Annotated in this window: 16 protein-coding genes; 11 read left to right on the forward strand and 5 right to left on the reverse strand. The window is 53.7% G+C overall.

Annotation, left to right across the window (positions count from 1 at the left end):
- Nucleotides 1-90: 90 nt before the first annotated feature.
- The 6 genes from QYC28_RS05220 (at nt 91) to QYC28_RS05245 (ending at nt 5989) form a co-directional block, all read left to right on the forward strand.
- Entirely contained in the window at nt 91-444 is a 354-nt protein-coding gene (locus QYC28_RS05220) for a hypothetical protein (RefSeq protein ID WP_149818813.1), read from the forward strand.
- A gap of 23 nt (nt 445-467) precedes the next feature.
- A complete protein-coding gene (locus QYC28_RS05225) occupies nt 468-1565 on the forward strand; it encodes an FAD-binding oxidoreductase (protein ID WP_226972019.1) in 1098 nt (365 codons plus the stop codon).
- Between the two features lie 25 nt (nt 1566-1590).
- Nucleotides 1591-1701 carry a photosystem II reaction center protein PsbM gene (psbM, locus tag QYC28_RS05230; RefSeq protein ID WP_149818817.1) on the forward strand — a complete coding sequence of 37 codons (111 nt, stop codon included), beginning with the start codon at nt 1591-1593 and terminating at the stop codon, nt 1699-1701.
- Between the two features lie 69 nt (nt 1702-1770).
- Nucleotides 1771-2901 (forward strand): iron-containing alcohol dehydrogenase family protein, encoded by a 1131-nt coding sequence (locus QYC28_RS05235; protein WP_315863221.1) that lies wholly within the window; start codon nt 1771-1773, stop codon nt 2899-2901.
- A complete protein-coding gene (locus QYC28_RS05240) occupies nt 2902-4098 on the forward strand; it encodes an aspartate aminotransferase (RefSeq protein WP_286669017.1) in 1197 nt (398 codons plus the stop codon).
- A 16-nt stretch (nt 4099-4114) separates the two neighbouring features.
- On the forward strand, nt 4115-5989 hold the full coding sequence (locus QYC28_RS05245) for a potassium transporter Kup (protein ID WP_302679954.1): 1875 nt from the start codon (nt 4115-4117) through the stop codon (nt 5987-5989).
- A gap of 13 nt (nt 5990-6002) precedes the next feature.
- On the opposite strand, the gene QYC28_RS05250 is transcribed toward QYC28_RS05245, so the two are convergent.
- Both QYC28_RS05250 and mscL read right to left on the reverse strand, forming a co-directional pair.
- Nucleotides 6003-7274: an ABC transporter substrate-binding protein gene (locus QYC28_RS05250; RefSeq protein ID WP_149818825.1), complete on the reverse strand. Its 1272-nt coding sequence runs from the start codon at nt 7272-7274 to the stop codon at nt 6003-6005.
- Nucleotides 7275-7286: 12 nt separating this feature from the next.
- Nucleotides 7287-7703: a large conductance mechanosensitive channel protein MscL gene (gene mscL / locus QYC28_RS05255; protein ID WP_226972020.1), complete on the reverse strand. Its 417-nt coding sequence runs from the start codon at nt 7701-7703 to the stop codon at nt 7287-7289.
- Nucleotides 7704-7926: 223 nt separating this feature from the next.
- Between mscL and QYC28_RS05260 the strand changes: the two genes are divergently transcribed.
- The 4 genes from QYC28_RS05260 to QYC28_RS05275 all read left to right on the forward strand — a co-directional run bounded on the left by QYC28_RS05260 (nt 7927) and on the right by QYC28_RS05275 (nt 11225).
- A complete protein-coding gene (locus tag QYC28_RS05260) occupies nt 7927-8919 on the forward strand; it encodes a 30S ribosomal protein S1 (RefSeq protein WP_149818829.1) in 993 nt (330 codons plus the stop codon).
- 1 nt (nt 8920) lies between these two features.
- A complete protein-coding gene (gene pdxA, locus QYC28_RS05265; protein WP_149818831.1) occupies nt 8921-9946 on the forward strand; it encodes a 4-hydroxythreonine-4-phosphate dehydrogenase PdxA in 1026 nt (341 codons plus the stop codon).
- An 85-nt stretch (nt 9947-10031) separates the two neighbouring features.
- The gene (locus tag QYC28_RS05270; protein ID WP_286649937.1) at nt 10032-10355 is read left to right on the forward strand and encodes a DUF1825 family protein; all 324 of its coding nucleotides are present in this window, start codon (nt 10032-10034) and stop codon (nt 10353-10355) included.
- Between the two features lie 12 nt (nt 10356-10367).
- Nucleotides 10368-11225, forward strand: coding sequence for an aminotransferase class IV (locus QYC28_RS05275; protein ID WP_149818835.1), 858 nt, complete (start codon nt 10368-10370; stop codon nt 11223-11225).
- An 11-nt stretch (nt 11226-11236) separates the two neighbouring features.
- On the opposite strand, the gene QYC28_RS05280 is transcribed toward QYC28_RS05275, so the two are convergent.
- Nucleotides 11237-11863, reverse strand: coding sequence for a hypothetical protein (locus tag QYC28_RS05280; RefSeq protein WP_302679955.1), 627 nt, complete (start codon nt 11861-11863; stop codon nt 11237-11239).
- 34 nt (nt 11864-11897) lie between these two features.
- On the reverse strand, nt 11898-12548 hold the full coding sequence (locus QYC28_RS05285) for an exopolysaccharide biosynthesis protein (protein ID WP_302679956.1): 651 nt from the start codon (nt 12546-12548) through the stop codon (nt 11898-11900).
- Nucleotides 12549-12660: 112 nt separating this feature from the next.
- Here QYC28_RS05285 and QYC28_RS05290 point away from each other — a divergent pair, with 112 nt between their 5' ends.
- Nucleotides 12661-13023 (forward strand): DUF6464 family protein, encoded by a 363-nt coding sequence (locus QYC28_RS05290; RefSeq protein WP_149818841.1) that lies wholly within the window; start codon nt 12661-12663, stop codon nt 13021-13023.
- A gap of 76 nt (nt 13024-13099) precedes the next feature.
- Here the strand turns inward: QYC28_RS05290 and QYC28_RS05295 are convergent, their stop codons facing one another.
- Entirely contained in the window at nt 13100-15628 is a 2529-nt protein-coding gene (locus QYC28_RS05295; protein WP_149818843.1) for a glycogen/starch/alpha-glucan phosphorylase, read from the reverse strand.
- Nucleotides 15629-15714 lie beyond the last annotated feature (86 nt).

Below are 15714 nucleotides of genomic sequence, written 5' to 3' on the forward strand. Positions count from 1 at the left end.
CCTAGGACACCAGCAGCGAGAGCGCCCCGTCTGTTCCGTGATTACACTAGAACCATTGTTCGCGAATTATTAGTTTACCACTTGGCGGTTATGGCTCGATATGCTCGTGTTGTTACCATTGCACTCCCTCGGGCACGGCTAAAGGAAGAGCTGGTGCAAACCCTAGAAGCCTGCGATTTGACGGTAACCCATGTGGGGGATGATTACGTCGTGGCACGGGAGAGCGCGCTCGATGCCATTTCAATGTCCCAACTGGTCACGGTTGAAGTCCTGATTGATAAAACCACGCCCCAAAAGGATGTCACCAAGTTTGATCTGGTGCTCAAGAATAAGGAACTGACCCTCAAGAAAAATAATCACTGCTTTGAATGGTTTGACCGTGTCAGTCGCGCCATTGCCGAAAATGAAAATTGGGAATTAGTTAATACAGTTGCCACACTGTGACGGTGCTGCTAGCAAATGCAACAGTGACCATTGTGGGCGCCGGGGTGGTTGGCTCGGCGATCGCCTACGAACTGAGTCGTGTGCTTGATCCAGCGGAAACGCCGATTCTTGTCCTTGAAGCACAACGGGAGGAAGATTGGCAAGCGACCGGTGCGGCTCTTGGTGTTCTCATTGTCCACCTCAGTCGGCGGCGACGTGGACGCAACTTTCAACTACGGCAGGCCAGTTTGGCACGTTATGAAACCCTCATTCCGGAGTTGGCGGCAGAAACGGGGGTTCAGATTCCCTACCAGCGCCGCGGCATTATCGAAATCTGTACCACTAAGGACGAGGCGATCGCCACCCAAGCATGGTTGCAGGAACAGGCTCCCCAAGGCGTGCAGTGGCTCTCGCCAAAAGAAGTCCAAGATCAATGTCCCCTTGTGGATATCCACCACATTCACGGTGCACTTTGGGCAACGGGCGATCGCCAAGTCACCCCTAAACCCTTGACTCAAGCCCTGCGCCAAGCGGCTCATCAACGGGGCGTCAAGTTCTTGTATCAAAGCCCTGTCCGGCAACTCCAGCGATCGCTCCAAGGGGGATGGATTTTACAGCTCGATCAAGCAGCCATCGAGACTGAATACCTGATCCTAGCGGCGGGTCTGGGAACAACACCCCTTACGCAAGCCCTGAATCGCTCTGTCACTGTGGAACCGGTTTTAGGACAAGCCCTAGAGTTTGCCTGTGATATTGATGCAAATACACCAGTAATGACCGCTGAAGGCATTCATTTTGTCCCCTTGCCTTGGGGGCGGGTGTGGGTGGGCGCCACCGTGGAGTTCAACACTCTCACCGCGAATCCGCAAACCCTTGATCAACTGCATGGACGGGCGATCGAACTTTGGCCAGTTCTGAAAACGGCTCCCTTAACCCAACAGTGGCAGGGACTGCGACCCCGCCCGAGCGATCGCCCGGCACCCATCATCGAAAAAATAGACGACCACACTTGGCTGGCCACTGGCCACTACCGCAATGGTATCCTGCTAGCTCCCATCACCGCCCAAAAAATTGCCCAATCCCTGAGGCTGACCTTGGCCAAGGGCGATCGCCCCAAGGGGGACACAGCATTGATAAAATAAAAGCCAGCGTTGTGGGGTACATACCATGGAAGTGAATCCTTTTGGCTTGGTGGCAACAGCCATGTTTGTCTTGGTGCCAACAGTGTTCTTGATTATTTTGTACGTGCAAACGGAAAGTCAGAAGAAGAGCAGCTAAGATAGATCTCTACGGCTAGAGCGAAAATGACTCTATTTTTGCCGCAGATGCTCTAAATAGTCCTTATTTATACGGCCTGTGACTGCTGCTTCGTTTTCACCCCTTTGTATTGCACCTACCCACGTCTATCGTGGTTGGTTCATTCTCTTCCAAGCGGGGGAAGCCATTGCTCAATTGGGGCATCATCCCCTTTTAGTGGTTTCACCGCAGCGGTATCAGCAGCTTGAGCAGGAGTGGCAGGCGATCGCCCGCTCCCATGATCTCACCTTCAGCGTGGGGACATTCCATGGTGAGTGCAGTGAATCCACCCTTGCCCAGCTCCGCCAAGAGGCGCAAGGCAGTGATCTCATCATTGGCATTGGCGGTGGCAAAGCCCTAGATACCGCTAAACTTTTGGGGCATCAATTACACTTGCCCGTAGTGACGATCCCCACGTCCGCAGCCACCTGTGCCGCTTGGACAGCCCTCTCCAATATCTATACAGAGGCCGGTGCCTTTGCCTACGATGTGACACTCCACCGTTGCCCGGATCTGCTGCTCTTGGATTACGCCCTGATTCAAACGGCGCCGAAGCGAACCCTGCTTGCCGGCATTGGCGATGCCCTTGCCAAGTGGTATGAGGCCTCGGTGAGTAGTGGCCACCGCCAAGAAACGCTGATTGTGGCTGCGGTACAGCAAGCCCGAGTATTGCGCGATCTTCTCTTGCAGCAATCCGCTGAGGCCCTGGCCAATGTGGGCAGTACCGCTTGGGAAAATGTCGTCGATGCCAGTGTCCTCATGGCAGGGATGATTGGGGGTTTGGGGGGTGCCCAATGCCGCACGGTGGCAGCCCATGCGGTGCACAACGGTCTGACCCAACTGCCCCAAAGTAGGGGCACCCTCCATGGAGAAAAAGTGGCCTACGGTATTCTGGTGCAACTACGCTTGGAAGAGCTAGTTCAAGGCAGTCAACTAGCTGCTAGCGCTCGCCATCAGCTGTGCCAGTTCTATGAACAGGTGGGTTTGCCCCTGAGTTTAGAGGATTTGGGTTTCCAAGAGGCCAGCTTGGCGCAACTCCAGCACGCTGCAACCGTTGCCTGCGCTCCCCACTCCGATATTCACTATTTACCTTTTGCGGTGACACCTGATTTGCTGCTAGAAGCAATGGTGTCCACCGTGGTCGGCTACAGTGCCACAGTCTTAGATGGGAGTGCCCGCTAGATGGGGTTAGAGTGGATTCAGCCGGCCGATCGCTTGGGGGCATTGCCGCCCTACGTCTTTGCGCGTCTCGATGAACTGAAGCTGAAAGCCCGCCAGCAGGGACTCGACCTCATTGACTTGGGGATGGGTAATCCCGATGGCTCTGCCCCGCGTCCAGTGATTGAAGCAGCGATCGCCGCCTTTGAGGAACCTAGTTACCACGGTTATCCTCCCTTTGAAGGCACAGCGGTTTTCCGTCAAGCCATTACCCGTTGGTATCAGCGCCGCTACAATGTCTCCCTTGATCCCGATGGTGAAGCCTTACCCCTGTTGGGATCAAAAGAGGGACTGACGCACCTTGCCCTTGCCTATGTCAATCCGGGGGATGTCGTTCTTGTGCCTAGCCCGGCCTATCCTGCCCATTTTCGTGGACCCGCGATTGCCGGTGCCAACATCTATCCCCTTATTCTGAAACGGGAAAAGGGCTGGCTCATTGATCTCAGTGAGATTCCCAGTGACATTGCCCGTCAAGCGAAGGTTTTGTACTTCAACTATCCCAGCAATCCTACGGCGGCGATCGCCCCCCGCTCTTTCTTTGAAGAAGTCGTTGCCTTTGCCCGCGACTATCAAATCCTTCTAGTGCATGACCTTTGCTACGCCGAACTAGCCTTTGATGGCTATCAACCCACCAGCTTACTGGAAATTCCCGGTGCCAAGGAAATCGGCGTTGAGTTCCATACCCTCTCGAAAACCTACAATATGGCCGGTTGGCGGGTGGGGTTTGTGGTGGGCAACCGCCACATTATTCAGGGCTTGCGTACCCTGAAAACGAACTTAGATTATGGGGTTTTTTCCGTCTTACAGAAAGCGGCAGAGGTGGCCTTGAGCCTGCCCGATAGCTACATTGCCTCTGTGTGCGATCGCTATCGCCAACGGCGGGATTTTCTGATTCAAGGCTTGAATGAACTGGGCTGGCAACTCACCCCAACCCAAGCAACCATGTACCTGTGGGTGCCCGTACCCGTGGGCATGAGTTCGACCGATTTTGCCCTCAAACTGCTTCAGGAGACAGGCGTTGTTGTGACCCCCGGCAATGCTTTTGGCGAAGGGGGTGAAGGATACGTGCGCATTAGCCTCATTGCCGATCGCGATCGTTTAGGGGAAGCCCTCAAACGCATGGCTCAAGCCAATATTCGCTTCGATAGCTTAAGTCGGTAACATACTCCATCCGGCCATGACAAAAACGAATGCTGCCCACCAGCCCTCAAGGCTCCTCATTCTGGGTGCCCTCGGTGTCGTCTATGGTGACCTAGGGACCAGTCCCCTCTATGCCTTTGAAGAAACCTTCAATCCCCTTCATCCCCTAACGGTTACTCCGGACAATATCTACGGCATTCTCTCTTTGATCCTCTGGTCGCTTGTCCTCATTCCAACATTCAAGTATGCAATCTTTGCCCTGCGTGCTGACAATGGCGGTGAAGGCGGCATCTTTCCCCTGACGGCACTTGTCCTCTCCCGAATTCGCCTTAGTCCCCACTGGCGGCGCTGGGTGATCATTTTCGGTCTCGTGGGGGCGGCCATGTTCTATGGAGATAGCACCATTACCCCTGCGATTAGTGTTCTCTCTGCCGTTGAGGGGCTAGAGGTGCTCAGTTCCCAGTTTGCAACTTGGACAGTTCCGCTAACGGGGGTCATTTTAGTGGGGTTGTTTTGGTTTCAACATCGCGGTACCACCCAAGTGGGGCAGGTCTTTGGCCCGATCATGTTCCTCTGGTTTATGACCTTGGGCATTCTTGGCGCGATTCACATCTTCGAGCACCCCACAATTCTGAACGCCCTCAATCCTTGGTGGGGAGTAGAACTCTTTCGCACCCATCCCAGCCAAGTTCTTTTTCTATTGGGAGTGGTTATTCTGGCACTGACGGGTGCCGAGGCGATGTATGCCGATATGGGACACTTTGGCGTCCAGCCGATTCGCTTGGCGTGGTATCGTCTAGTCTTTCCTGCCCTTGCCTTGAATTATCTGGGGCAGGGTGCTTTCATTCTCAAGCATCCAACGGCTACCCATAATCTCTTTTTCCAACTTGTGCCTGAGTGGAGCGTTTTGCCCTTAGTCATTCTCAGTACATTGGCCACCGTTATTGCATCTCAAGCGGTAATTTCGGGGGCTTTTTCAATGACTGCTGCGGCTATTAAGTTGGGCTATCTGCCCCGGCTGCGCATTGATGTCACGGATGATCATCACCGTGGCCAGATTTATATTCCTGTAATCAACTGGTTGCTATTGGTTACGGTTCTGCTCTTGGTCATCACCTTTAGAAACTCATCAGAACTCGCGGGTGCCTATGGTTTGGCAGTTAACTTAACCATGGTAGTTACGACTCTCTGCCTGATTTTGGTGGCGCGGCACTTGTGGCGGTGGTCTATTCTGCAAATTAGCCTTGTTTGGGTCAGTATTTTAGTAATTGAAATTGCTTTCCTGATGGGAAATGCCCTCAAGATTCCCCACGGTGGCTGGTATCCCCTTGTTTTCGGCGGGATTATTTATATGCTCTTAGTGACGTGGCGACAAGGTCAGGTTCTGCTGCGCCAGCAACTGCTGCAAGCAAATACTCACTTCTCCCTCAAGGAACTGCTCAGTCAAGGGGTTGCGCGTGTGCCGGGGATTGCTGTTTTCTTCTCACCACTTCCCCACACCATTCCACCGACCTTTATTCAAAACCTTCAGCACAATCATGTGTTGCATGAGCAGATGATCTTTATCCATTTAGCAACTGCGAATTTACCCCATGTGCCCTTGTCAGAACAATTGGCCTATACAGTCACGGATGTCGGTATTTATGAAATCATCCTTACCTCGGGGTTTCGCGATCGCCCCGATGTCCTACTCGCCCTTGAAACTTGCCAACGTGTCCTCAATCTCCCCCTCAACGAACCGATGAGTTTCTTCCTAGGCCGTCGCACAATCATCCCCACCCACGCCCCCGGTATGACCTACTGGCAAAAGGTTGTCTTTGCTTGGCTATATCGCAATGCTGAGGATGCCATGATCTACTTTCGTCTGCCCCCTGAACAAGTAGTGGAGCTTGGCATACAGGTAGAGATTTGATACGTGGGAGCATTTATCCCAAACGGCTATTCCATGCGGTTTCTGCATCCTTGAGTGCCTGATCAATTGTCTTTTGTCCCAAGAGAACTGCCTGTAAATTCTCGTAGAGGAGTCGTTGTAGCTCCTTAATATCCCGCAGAGGGGGAATGAGAACCTCTGCTTGGTTCATTTGACGAGCGCTGACCGATCGGGCAATGTCCACGGGGGTGGCATTTTCGCCAATGGTACAGAAGTAGGGATCCGCTAGAGCCGCTTGTGTAGAAGGCAGGACATTGGCTTCCTTGGCAAAGGCGAGTTGGTTTGCATTATTGGTGACAAAGAGGGCAAATTCTACGGCTAGGTCAGGATGGCGGCTCTGGCGGGGCACAAGTAAATTCATCACAGCAACATTTTTCTTGCCAGTGTCTCCGGTCAACTGGGGGGCGGGGGCTGAAACGGCTGCAATACTGGGGGCATTGGTGGCGATCGCGTTCAAAAATTCCGGACTGGTCATCAATAGAGCCGTTTGTCCCGCTTGATAGAGTTCGATACCTTGGCGGTGGCCTTCAGTCAGCACCTGTGGCGGCAAGAGTCCCTGACGATAGAAATCCAGCCAATACTGGAAAACGGCTTTGCCCACTGGGGAATTAAAGGCAGCACGGCCTTGATCATCGACAAGCTTCACCCCCATCTGTACCATGGCCTGCATCAGTTCGGCAGAGTCCTCGGGCACCATCGTGATAAAGAAGGCGTATTTGCCCGTTTTCTCCTTCACGACTTTAGCAACACTAGCAAGTTCAGCAAAGGTTTGCGGGGGGCGATCGATCCCAGCGGCGGCAAGAATCGCCTTGTTATAAATCGTTACCCGCGAGGTGAGGTACCAAGGCACGGCAAAACTCTTGCCCTCTAACGTCGTTGCCTGCCAGATATTCGGTAGATAACGCTCGCGCACGGCTGGCGGCACATAGTCATTGAGATTGAGCCACGCATTGCGTCCTGCCAACAACGCCGCAAAGTCGGGGTTCAGGTTCACCACATCGGGAGCAGTGCCCGCTAATACTGCCATGAGAATTTTGGTCTGCATTGCCGTCCAAGGAATATCCACCCAGCGCACATGGACATCGGGATGTTGGGCTTCAAATTCCGCAATCAGGCGATGGAAGTAGTCAGTAAATTTCGGTTGCAGTTGCATGGTCCAGAATTCAATCTGGGTGCCTTGGGTAGGCGGCGTTGTTCCACAACTGGTGAGGATGGCCAGCCATAGCCCCACCAACAGCCCACCGATCCAGCGTTGCCACGATCGCATTGCTGAGGACTCCTACAGCGGGGGGAGTTTAGAGGTGCAGGCACGACAGCGAGTTGCTTTGAGGGGCACGGATTCCAAGCAGTAGGGACACTCCCGTTGTTCTGACGCAGGGGGTTTCTTCGGTAGCAAGGGTAAAAGCAGCTTCAGGAGAATAAACAAGCTCAGGGCAATCACCCCAAAGTCGAGCAAACTGCCCAAAAACTTGCCAATTCTAATCCCCGACCCGACCGTAAGCTCGCGCCAGTCGCCCCCTGGAATCAGGGGATTGATCAAAGGCATCATCAGGTCTTCCACCACGGAGGTGACAATGCGGCTAAAGGCACCCCCCACCACGACAGCGATCGCCAGATCAATCACATTCCCCTTTAAGGCAAATTGGCGGAACTCCTGCCAAAATTGCTTGACCTGTCGGCGGTTCAATCGCCCCATGCCCACTCCTCAGTAGTACACAAAAATTAACACTTATCTTCATCAATGACCAAAATTTTAGCGATGCCGCTAGCCAACGGGCAAACTCTAGGCTAACATTGTAGATCCAGTCAGAAAGTGTTCGAGCGATCGCTGGTATGATTGCGTATGGCACCCACTTCTGCCCGCTTGATAACTCACTATACACCCCCATTTTCGTTAAAGGAGCTAGGAAAACACTCGCATGGTCAATCAGGAAAAAACGTTAGACGTGGGCTTTACGCATGCTGATTTTGCAGCCTTACTCGACCGGTACGATTACCACTTCAACCCCGGCGACATTGTTGCTGGCACCGTCTTTAGCATCGAACCGAAGGGTGCCCTGATTGACATCGGTGCGAAAACCGCTGCCTACATCCCCATCCAAGAAATGTCTATCAACCGGATTGACAGTCCGGAAGAAGTCCTGCAACCGAACGAAACCCGTGAGTTCTTTATCTTGGCGGATGAAAATGAGGAAGGGCAGCTGACGCTGTCGATTCGCCGTATTGAGTACATGCGGGCTTGGGAGCGCGTTCGCCAACTGCAAGCGGAAGATGCCACCGTTCGTTCTCAGGTCTTTGCCACCAACCGTGGGGGTGCCCTTGTGCGCATTGAAGGGCTGCGCGGCTTTATCCCCGGTTCCCACATCAGCACCCGTGTCAACAAAGAAGAATTGGTGGGTGAAGAGCTACCCCTGAAGTTTTTAGAAGTGGATGAAGAGCGCAACCGCCTCGTCCTCAGCCACCGCCGTGCCCTTGTCGAACGCAAGATGAACAAACTGGAAGTGGGCGAAGTGGTGGTTGGAACCGTGCGTGGGATTAAGCCCTACGGTGCCTTCATTGACATTGGTGGGGTTAGCGGTCTGCTGCACATTTCCGAGATTTCCCACGATCACATTGATACGCCCCACAGTGTTTTCAATGTCAATGACCAAGTCAAGGTGATGATTATTGACCTTGATGCTGAGCGGGGTCGGATTTCCCTGTCCACCAAGCAACTGGAGCCAGAACCCGGTGACATGGTGAAAAATCCGCAGTTGGTCTATGAAAAGGCTGAAGAGATGGCAGAGCGCTATCGTCAGCAACTCCTGCAACAACAGCAGCAGGCCACCGCAGAGACCACTGAGGAAGTCATTGAAGACATTCCCGAAGCCACTGAAGACGATACGGCTGAGCCGATTCTTCAAGAAGCCTAGGATGTCCCTTGCCCTCACCCTTGGGGATCCAGCGGGCATTGGCCCAGAAATTCTCCTGAAAGCCCTAGCTCACCTGCCCTCAGAAATGTTAGGGCAGTTTTTTATTGCTGGTACAGGCCAAGTATTAGAGGAAACGTACGCTCGCCTCTGCCAGCAGGGACAGGTGGCCATTGATCCTGCCCAGCTTCGGATTTGGGAGCATCCCCTCGATGCGGTGATTGTGCCGGGGCAACCGAGTGTGGTGAGTGGGGCGGCGAGCTTTGCCTACTTAGAAACAGCCATTCAGCGGGCGATCGCTGGCGAGGTGGCAGGCATTGTGACGGCACCGATTTCTAAGGCCAGTTGGCAGGCGGCAGGCTATGCTTTTCCCGGTCAAACAGAAGTGCTGGCTCACTTTACAGGAACCGCCAACGTGGGCATGGTGTTCTTGGGGCGATCGCCCGTAACCAACTGGGTGCTGACCACTTTACTCGCGACGACCCACATCCCCTTGCAAGAGGTGCCCAAAGCACTGACCCCCGAACGCCTCAATGAAAAACTCGCGCTCCTTGTGCAGTTTCTGAGGGAGCGGCGGCATCTGGAGCGGCCTCGCATTGCCATTGCTGGCTTGAATCCCCACAGTGGTGAGCAGGGACACTTAGGCCAAGAGGAAGTGACTTGGCTGATTCCATGGCTCGCAGCAGCCCAGCAGCAGTATCCCCAAGTTGAACTGATTGGTCCTGTGCCCCCTGATACCCTCTGGATTGGAGCTGCCGATGCGTGGTGGGGACGCCCTGCCCCGGCAACTGCCTACGATGCCTACCTCGCGCTTTACCATGATCAGGGGTTGATTCCCGTGAAGATGCTCGCTTTTCGGGAAGCGGTGAATACGACGATTGGCTTGCCCTTTATTCGCACGTCCCCGGATCACGGTACGGCTTTTGATATTGCGGGTACAGGGATGGCAGACCCACAGAGTTTTCTGGCGGCGATCGCTTGGGCGCAAACCCTGAGTGAAGGATCGGTTTTCCCTCTTCCCCCCGCCTAAAGTGCCTTTGATAGAATGCAACTAGATAACAAACCAAACGGTCAAGCGTTGGCATTTGGGTTGTTGCTGTATCGGGCAGAGTCATATGGGATTCTTTGATTCAGAAATTGTTCAACAGGAAGCACAACGCCTGTTTCAGGACTACCAGCAGTTGATGCAGCTTGGCTCCGAGTACGGCAAGTTTGACCGCGAAGGCAAGAAAATTTATATCGAAAAAATGGAAGAACTCATGGAGCGCTACCGTATTTTTATGAAGCGGTTTGAGTTGTCCGATGACTTCATGGCGCAGATGACCATCAAACAATTGGAGACCCAACTCAGCCAGTTTGGTATGTCTGCCCAAACCATGTTTGATCAAATGCATCAAACCCTTGAGCGCATGAAAGCCGAAGTGGAACGCCAACCCTAGGGGAGAGGGCGAGTGTTGCTCTGCAATTTGGATGGGGTGATTACGCCAGAGGCCTCGATTTCTGTTCTTGATCGCGGGTTTCTCTACGGCGATAGCGTTTATGAAGTGATGCGTACCTACCGCGGGATTCCCTTTGCCTTACCAGAGCACCTCGCACGGTTGCGTGCTTCAGCGGCCTATCTCTACATGAGCGTGCCGTGGTCTGATGAGTACATTACCCAAGAAGTGCAACGCACCTTAGCGGCTGCCCCAGCGGGAGAATATTACATTCGGATTGTCGTGACCCGTGGTAGGGATCGCCGCATTGGGCTATTGCCAGAACCAACGACCCAGCCCAGATTATTGATTGTGTTGATGGCGATCGCCCCCGAACCAACATTGAGCGAACAGGGAATTTGCCTGACCATTGCCAAGCGGCAACGCACGAGCACTGCTGCCCTTGATCCAGCCGCCAAAACGGGCAATTACCTCAACAATATCTTGGCGCTATTGGAAGCGCAGCAAGCTGGGTTTGACGACGCCCTGCTTCTCAATGCCCAAGGGCAGATGACCGAGGCCACGACCAGTAACCTCTGGATTGTCCGTGAGGGTGTGGTCGAGACACCCCCCACTGCTGTTGGGATGCTCCACGGAATTACGCGAGCGACGCTGTTGCAGATCGTTGCAAACTTGGGCATGCCCCATCGGGAAGTGATTCTCACCCCACAGGAGCTAGCGAGAGCCAGTGAGGGCTTTCTGAGTTCATCGGTGCGCCTGCTAATGCCGATTCGCCAAGTGGATGAGGTGATCTTTCCCGCCTGTCCAGGGCCTGTGACCCAAAAGTTATGGCAGGAATTATTAACAGTGATGGAAAAGGCGACTCTGGCCTAGATACAGTCCTTTTAGCGAAGTCCTTGAGTTGGGAACATGACGGGAATATTGGGATTCACCCATACTTGACAGTCGAGTTCGGTACTGGCTGGGAAAAAAGGAATCGGGTTGCCTGCGGCATCGGTGACTTCTGGCAGGTATTCAAGGGGTAGGGCATCAAATTGACAGGTGTAGGCACCATAAATGACCTGCCGGCGATCGCCCAAAGGGCGCGCTGCGCGATCGCGCAGGATCAACTGATAACCAAAGCTGCGACTGGCATTGCCCAACTGATTGATCAGGGCAAAACGCCGTAAATAGGGCAGGCGTCCCCAAGCAGACGGCGACACAAAGGCTTCAACTCTACCCCCCGGCGCTGTGATGGCCGGAAAAGCCTGCCAGCGCTGAATCACCCCATCCCCAAACTGCTGCACTGCCCACCAGAGGCTGGGTACCGTTAAGCCCACTGCCGAGGGTTGCTCACTCACCACGACTTGTTTTTCATTGACCGGCAGCGCGATCGCCCCCGCAACCGCTGGCGGTAAGTCTTCTGCCGAGGTATTGGCGGCTGTTTTGAGGGGCTGCAACCCTAATAGCGCGATCGCCCCCACGGCACTCAACCATCGGCCACAGGACTTGGGAGGGGATAGGGTTCTCATTTGCTTTGAGTCGGGAAGGAGATTACCTCCTATATTACGGATGCAGCCAAGCCTTCAATACATCGAGGAGACTATTCCCCCCCCACGCAAGGGCAACCAGAATGGAGGTGGTCACCGCTAAGCCAATCAGAGAAATAACCACCCCTGCCAGACTAATCAAACCATCGTCATCCAAAAGACCAAAGCCAATCGTAAAAATGCCCATCGCTGGAATGGTGTTGGTGCCGGGAATGGGCAAAATCATCGAGATTGCCATCAGTGACACGGCAACTCCCAAGCCCAAACGTCCGCCTCGGGTCGTGCAAATGGGGCGCAAGCGGGGACGGGAGATCAATTCAATCCGCCGCAGCCAAGGCAAAGCTGTGCGCACAATCTTTTGAATCTGGGATCGCGGCATCGTGCGCTTGAGCAGCCGCGGGGGTAACCAAGGGGTTGAGGCACCCACGAGCAATTGCCAGCCCAACAGTAACAGCACAATGCCAAAGGGGGTGGAGTAACCGGGGGCTGGAATAGGCAGCGCCGAGGGCAATGAAAGTACAGCCAGCAAAAAGCCGAAGGTTCGCTCTCCCGCCAACTGCAGAATATCCCCCAAGGACACCAGTTGCTGCGTTAACACCTCGCCATCGCTGGGGCTAGGCACAGGACTCAAAAAGGCACATTCGAGGTCAGTGGACAGTTTTGCCATAAAAAATTACGGGAGGTGGAAATGTTGCCACTGCTAGGATACGATAGATTGATCGTTAGTTATGCCCAACACAGTTGACAGGCGATCCTAAGGCCGCGATCAACCTGAAGCCATGGCAACCCCATCTGACTTACCGACAGAGTTGCACCTGATCAACCCGCGGCGATCGCTGGGTCATGTTTATCTCGACTGGACACCCCAACCTGGTTGCCATGTGGATCATGAAGGGGAAACCTATACCGTGTTAGAACGCCGTCATCGCTACCGGTTTCGTGGCGGACGTTATCAGCTGGAAAAAATTGCCCTCTATGTGCAGCACAGCGATACTACCAGCGATCGCCATCTCGTCAATGGACAGTGGGTGATTGGAGATCCCACCTGCCGCTGGAATGCGCTTTCACCCTTGTTGCGGTGTGCTGTGAACCCTCAAGGCTCCTGCCAAGACTGTCGAGATTACCAGCCTCGAGAACCTTAACGTTTTGCTGCGAAAAACCCCCTCGCGCAGAGGGGGAGCATCAGGGTGATTTCAGATTGAGCCAGAGACGGCCAGCCTACTGCACAGCGGGCGTCATATAGGAGGTTTGCGGGAGAACAATTTTCACCGGTTCAACGTGCCAGATGTCTTGGCAGTACTCGCGAATGGCGCGATCGCTAGAAAATTTGCCCATCCGTGCCACATTCAGAATCGACATTTTTGCCCATTGGGCTTGATCTTGATAGACCTGAAGCACCTGTTGATGGCAGTCCACGTAGCTTTGGTAGTCTGCCAAGAGGCAATAGCGATCGTTTTGCCAGAGGTGTTCCACAATTGGGCGAAAGAGTTCCGTATCCCCATGGGAAAAGTAACCAGAGCCGATGAGGTCAAGGACTCGCTTCAGTATCGGGTTATTATTGGCAAACTCCCACGGACGGTAGCCGTTACGCCACAATTCCTGCAATTGCTCCACCGTATTGCCAAAGAGGAAGAAGTTTTCTGCTCCTACTTCTTCGCGAATCTCCACATTGGCACCATCGAGGGTGCCAATCGTCAGCGCCCCATTGAGGGCAAATTTCATATTCCCTGTGCCTGAGGCCTCGTAGCCCGCTGTTGAGATTTGTTGGGAGAGATCCGCTGCGGGATAGACCCGCTGTCCCAGAGTCACATTGTAGTCGGGTAAAAAGACCACCTTCAGGCGATCGCGCACCGCTGGATCACGGTTAATCACGTCGGCTACCGAGTTGATGAGCTTGATGATTAGCTTGGCCATGTAGTAGCCCGGCGCCGCCTTACCGCCAAAAATAAACGTTTGGGGTACCATCTCCAGTTGCGGATTGTCCTTCAACATCTGATAGAGGGTGATGATATTGAGGACACACAGGTGCTGCCGCTTATATTCGTGGATGCGCTTCACCAAAATGGAGAAGAGGGAGTGGGGATCCACCGTTACTCCCACGCGATCGCGAATGTATTCCGCAAGGCGTTCCTTGTTTCCATGCTTCACCGATCGCCACTGAGCCGCAAAGTCGCGATCCTCTGCCAAGGGTTCCAATCGCCGCAGTTGATCCAAGTGCTTCACCCAATCTTCGCCAATGCGTTCGGTAATCAGGCGAGTTAATCCGGGATTACTGAGCACCATCCAGCGCCGAGGGGTGACGCCATTGGTTTTATTGGAAAATTTCTGCGGCGTCAGTTCGTAGAAATCCTTGAGCACCGTTTGTTTCAAGAGTTCTGAGTGCAGCGCCGCCACTCCGTTGATGGCATGACTCCCCACCGCTGCCAAGTGTGCCATGCGCACATAACGACAGCCACTTTCATCAATAATCGACAGCCGCCGTAGGCGATCGTTATCCCCCGGATATTGCAGGCGCACCTGATCAAGGAAGCGTTGGTTAATTTCGTAGATAATTTGCAAGTGGCGGGGTAGTAGTGAGCCAAAGAGATCTAGCGGCCATTTTTCCAGTGCCTCGGGCAAGAGGGTGTGGTTGGTGTAGGCAAATGTCTTGCAAGTAATGTCCCACGCCTGCTCCCAAGGCATGAGATGCTCATCCACTAACAGGCGCATCAGTTCTGCCACTGAAATTGCCGGGTGGGTATCATTCAACTGCACGGTGAACTTCTCGTGGAAGCGACTGAGATCCTTATTCCCCGATTGCTTGTAGAGGCGGATCATGTCCTGAAGGGCACAGGAGCAGAAGAAATATTGCTGCATCAGCCGCAGTTCTTTGCCCTGCAATTGCTCATCGTTGGGATAGAGCACCTTGGTGATGTTTTCCGAGGCAATTTTTTGGTTGACGGCACCGTAGTAATCGCCCGTGTTAAAGGCTTGAAAGTCAAAGGACTCCACCGCCTCTGCCCGCCATAGACGCAAAAGATTGGCGGTATTCACCTTGTAGCCCAAGATTGGGGTGTCATAGGCTACCCCTTGAATCACTTGGTGGGGTTCCCAAACGACCCGATAGCGACCCTGATCATCGGTGTAGCTATAGGTATAGCCGCCAAACTTCACCTGCAAAATCAACTCTGGTCGCGGAATTTCCCAAGGGTTGCCGTAGCGTAACCACTTATCCGTAATCTCAACTTGCCAGCCATCGCGAATCTCTTGGTCAAAGATGCCGTACTCATAGCGAATGCCGTAGCCAATGGCGGGGATTTCCAATGTGGCGAGGGAATCCATATAGCAGGCGGCCAAGCGACCCAAGCCACCATTGCCCAAGCCCGGCTCTTCCTCCTGATCCAGCAGTTCCTTGAGGTTCAAACCCGTTTGCCGCATGGCTTCTTCAACGGCCTCATAGAGTCCGAGGTTAATCAGGTTATTGCCGAGGTGTGGCCCTAGCAAAAATTCGGCGGAGAGATAGCAAACAGTGCGGCTTTCTTGATCTCGATAGGTTTTGGCAGAATTCAACCAGCGCAACAGTAGGCGATCGCGCACGGTGTAGGCCAAGGCCAAGTAGTAATCATTTTTCGTCGCCACTTCGGGGAATCGCCCTTGGATAAAGAAGAGATTATCCATAAAGGCGCGGCGCAGCGTTTCAATACTCGTACCGGTGCGATCGTCTTCCGTCAGCACCGTGGGACAACCGGGCGGAATGAGACTGGTCATTGTGGGAATCCTCGCAAAGAATTAACGCGATTAGTAGTCAGCCCTTCCCTTCTGTTCTACCGCGATCGCCAAGGATTCCCCGCTAA

The sequence above is a fragment of the Thermosynechococcus sp. HY596 genome, from assembly GCF_030518715.1.
Classification (GTDB): domain Bacteria; phylum Cyanobacteriota; class Cyanobacteriia; order Thermosynechococcales; family Thermosynechococcaceae; genus Thermosynechococcus.

Bases quoted from the DNA above. Each gene is read 5' to 3' on its own strand.
- pdxA (WP_149818831.1), top strand. From the start codon at position 8,921: ATGTCCCTTGCCCTCACCCTTGGGGATCCAGCGGGCATTGGCCCAGAA.
- QYC28_RS05240 (WP_286669017.1), top strand. From the start codon at position 2,902: ATGGGGTTAGAGTGGATTCAGCCGGCCGATCGCTTGGGGGCATTGCCG.
- QYC28_RS05270 (WP_286649937.1), top strand. From the start codon at position 10,032: ATGGGATTCTTTGATTCAGAAATTGTTCAACAGGAAGCACAACGCCTG.
- mscL (WP_226972020.1), bottom strand. From the start codon at position 7,703: ATGGGGCGATTGAACCGCCGACAGGTCAAGCAATTTTGGCAGGAGTTC.
- QYC28_RS05290 (WP_149818841.1), top strand. From the start codon at position 12,661: ATGGCAACCCCATCTGACTTACCGACAGAGTTGCACCTGATCAACCCG.
- QYC28_RS05260 (WP_149818829.1), top strand. From the start codon at position 7,927: ATGGTCAATCAGGAAAAAACGTTAGACGTGGGCTTTACGCATGCTGAT.
- QYC28_RS05250 (WP_149818825.1), bottom strand. From the start codon at position 7,274: ATGCGATCGTGGCAACGCTGGATCGGTGGGCTGTTGGTGGGGCTATGG.
- QYC28_RS05295 (WP_149818843.1), bottom strand. From the start codon at position 15,628: ATGACCAGTCTCATTCCGCCCGGTTGTCCCACGGTGCTGACGGAAGAC.
- QYC28_RS05245 (WP_302679954.1), top strand. From the start codon at position 4,115: ATGACAAAAACGAATGCTGCCCACCAGCCCTCAAGGCTCCTCATTCTG.
- QYC28_RS05220 (WP_149818813.1), top strand. From the start codon at position 91: ATGGCTCGATATGCTCGTGTTGTTACCATTGCACTCCCTCGGGCACGG.
- QYC28_RS05280 (WP_302679955.1), bottom strand. From the start codon at position 11,863: ATGAGAACCCTATCCCCTCCCAAGTCCTGTGGCCGATGGTTGAGTGCC.
- QYC28_RS05285 (WP_302679956.1), bottom strand. From the start codon at position 12,548: ATGGCAAAACTGTCCACTGACCTCGAATGTGCCTTTTTGAGTCCTGTG.
- psbM (WP_149818817.1), top strand. From the start codon at position 1,591: ATGGAAGTGAATCCTTTTGGCTTGGTGGCAACAGCCATGTTTGTCTTG.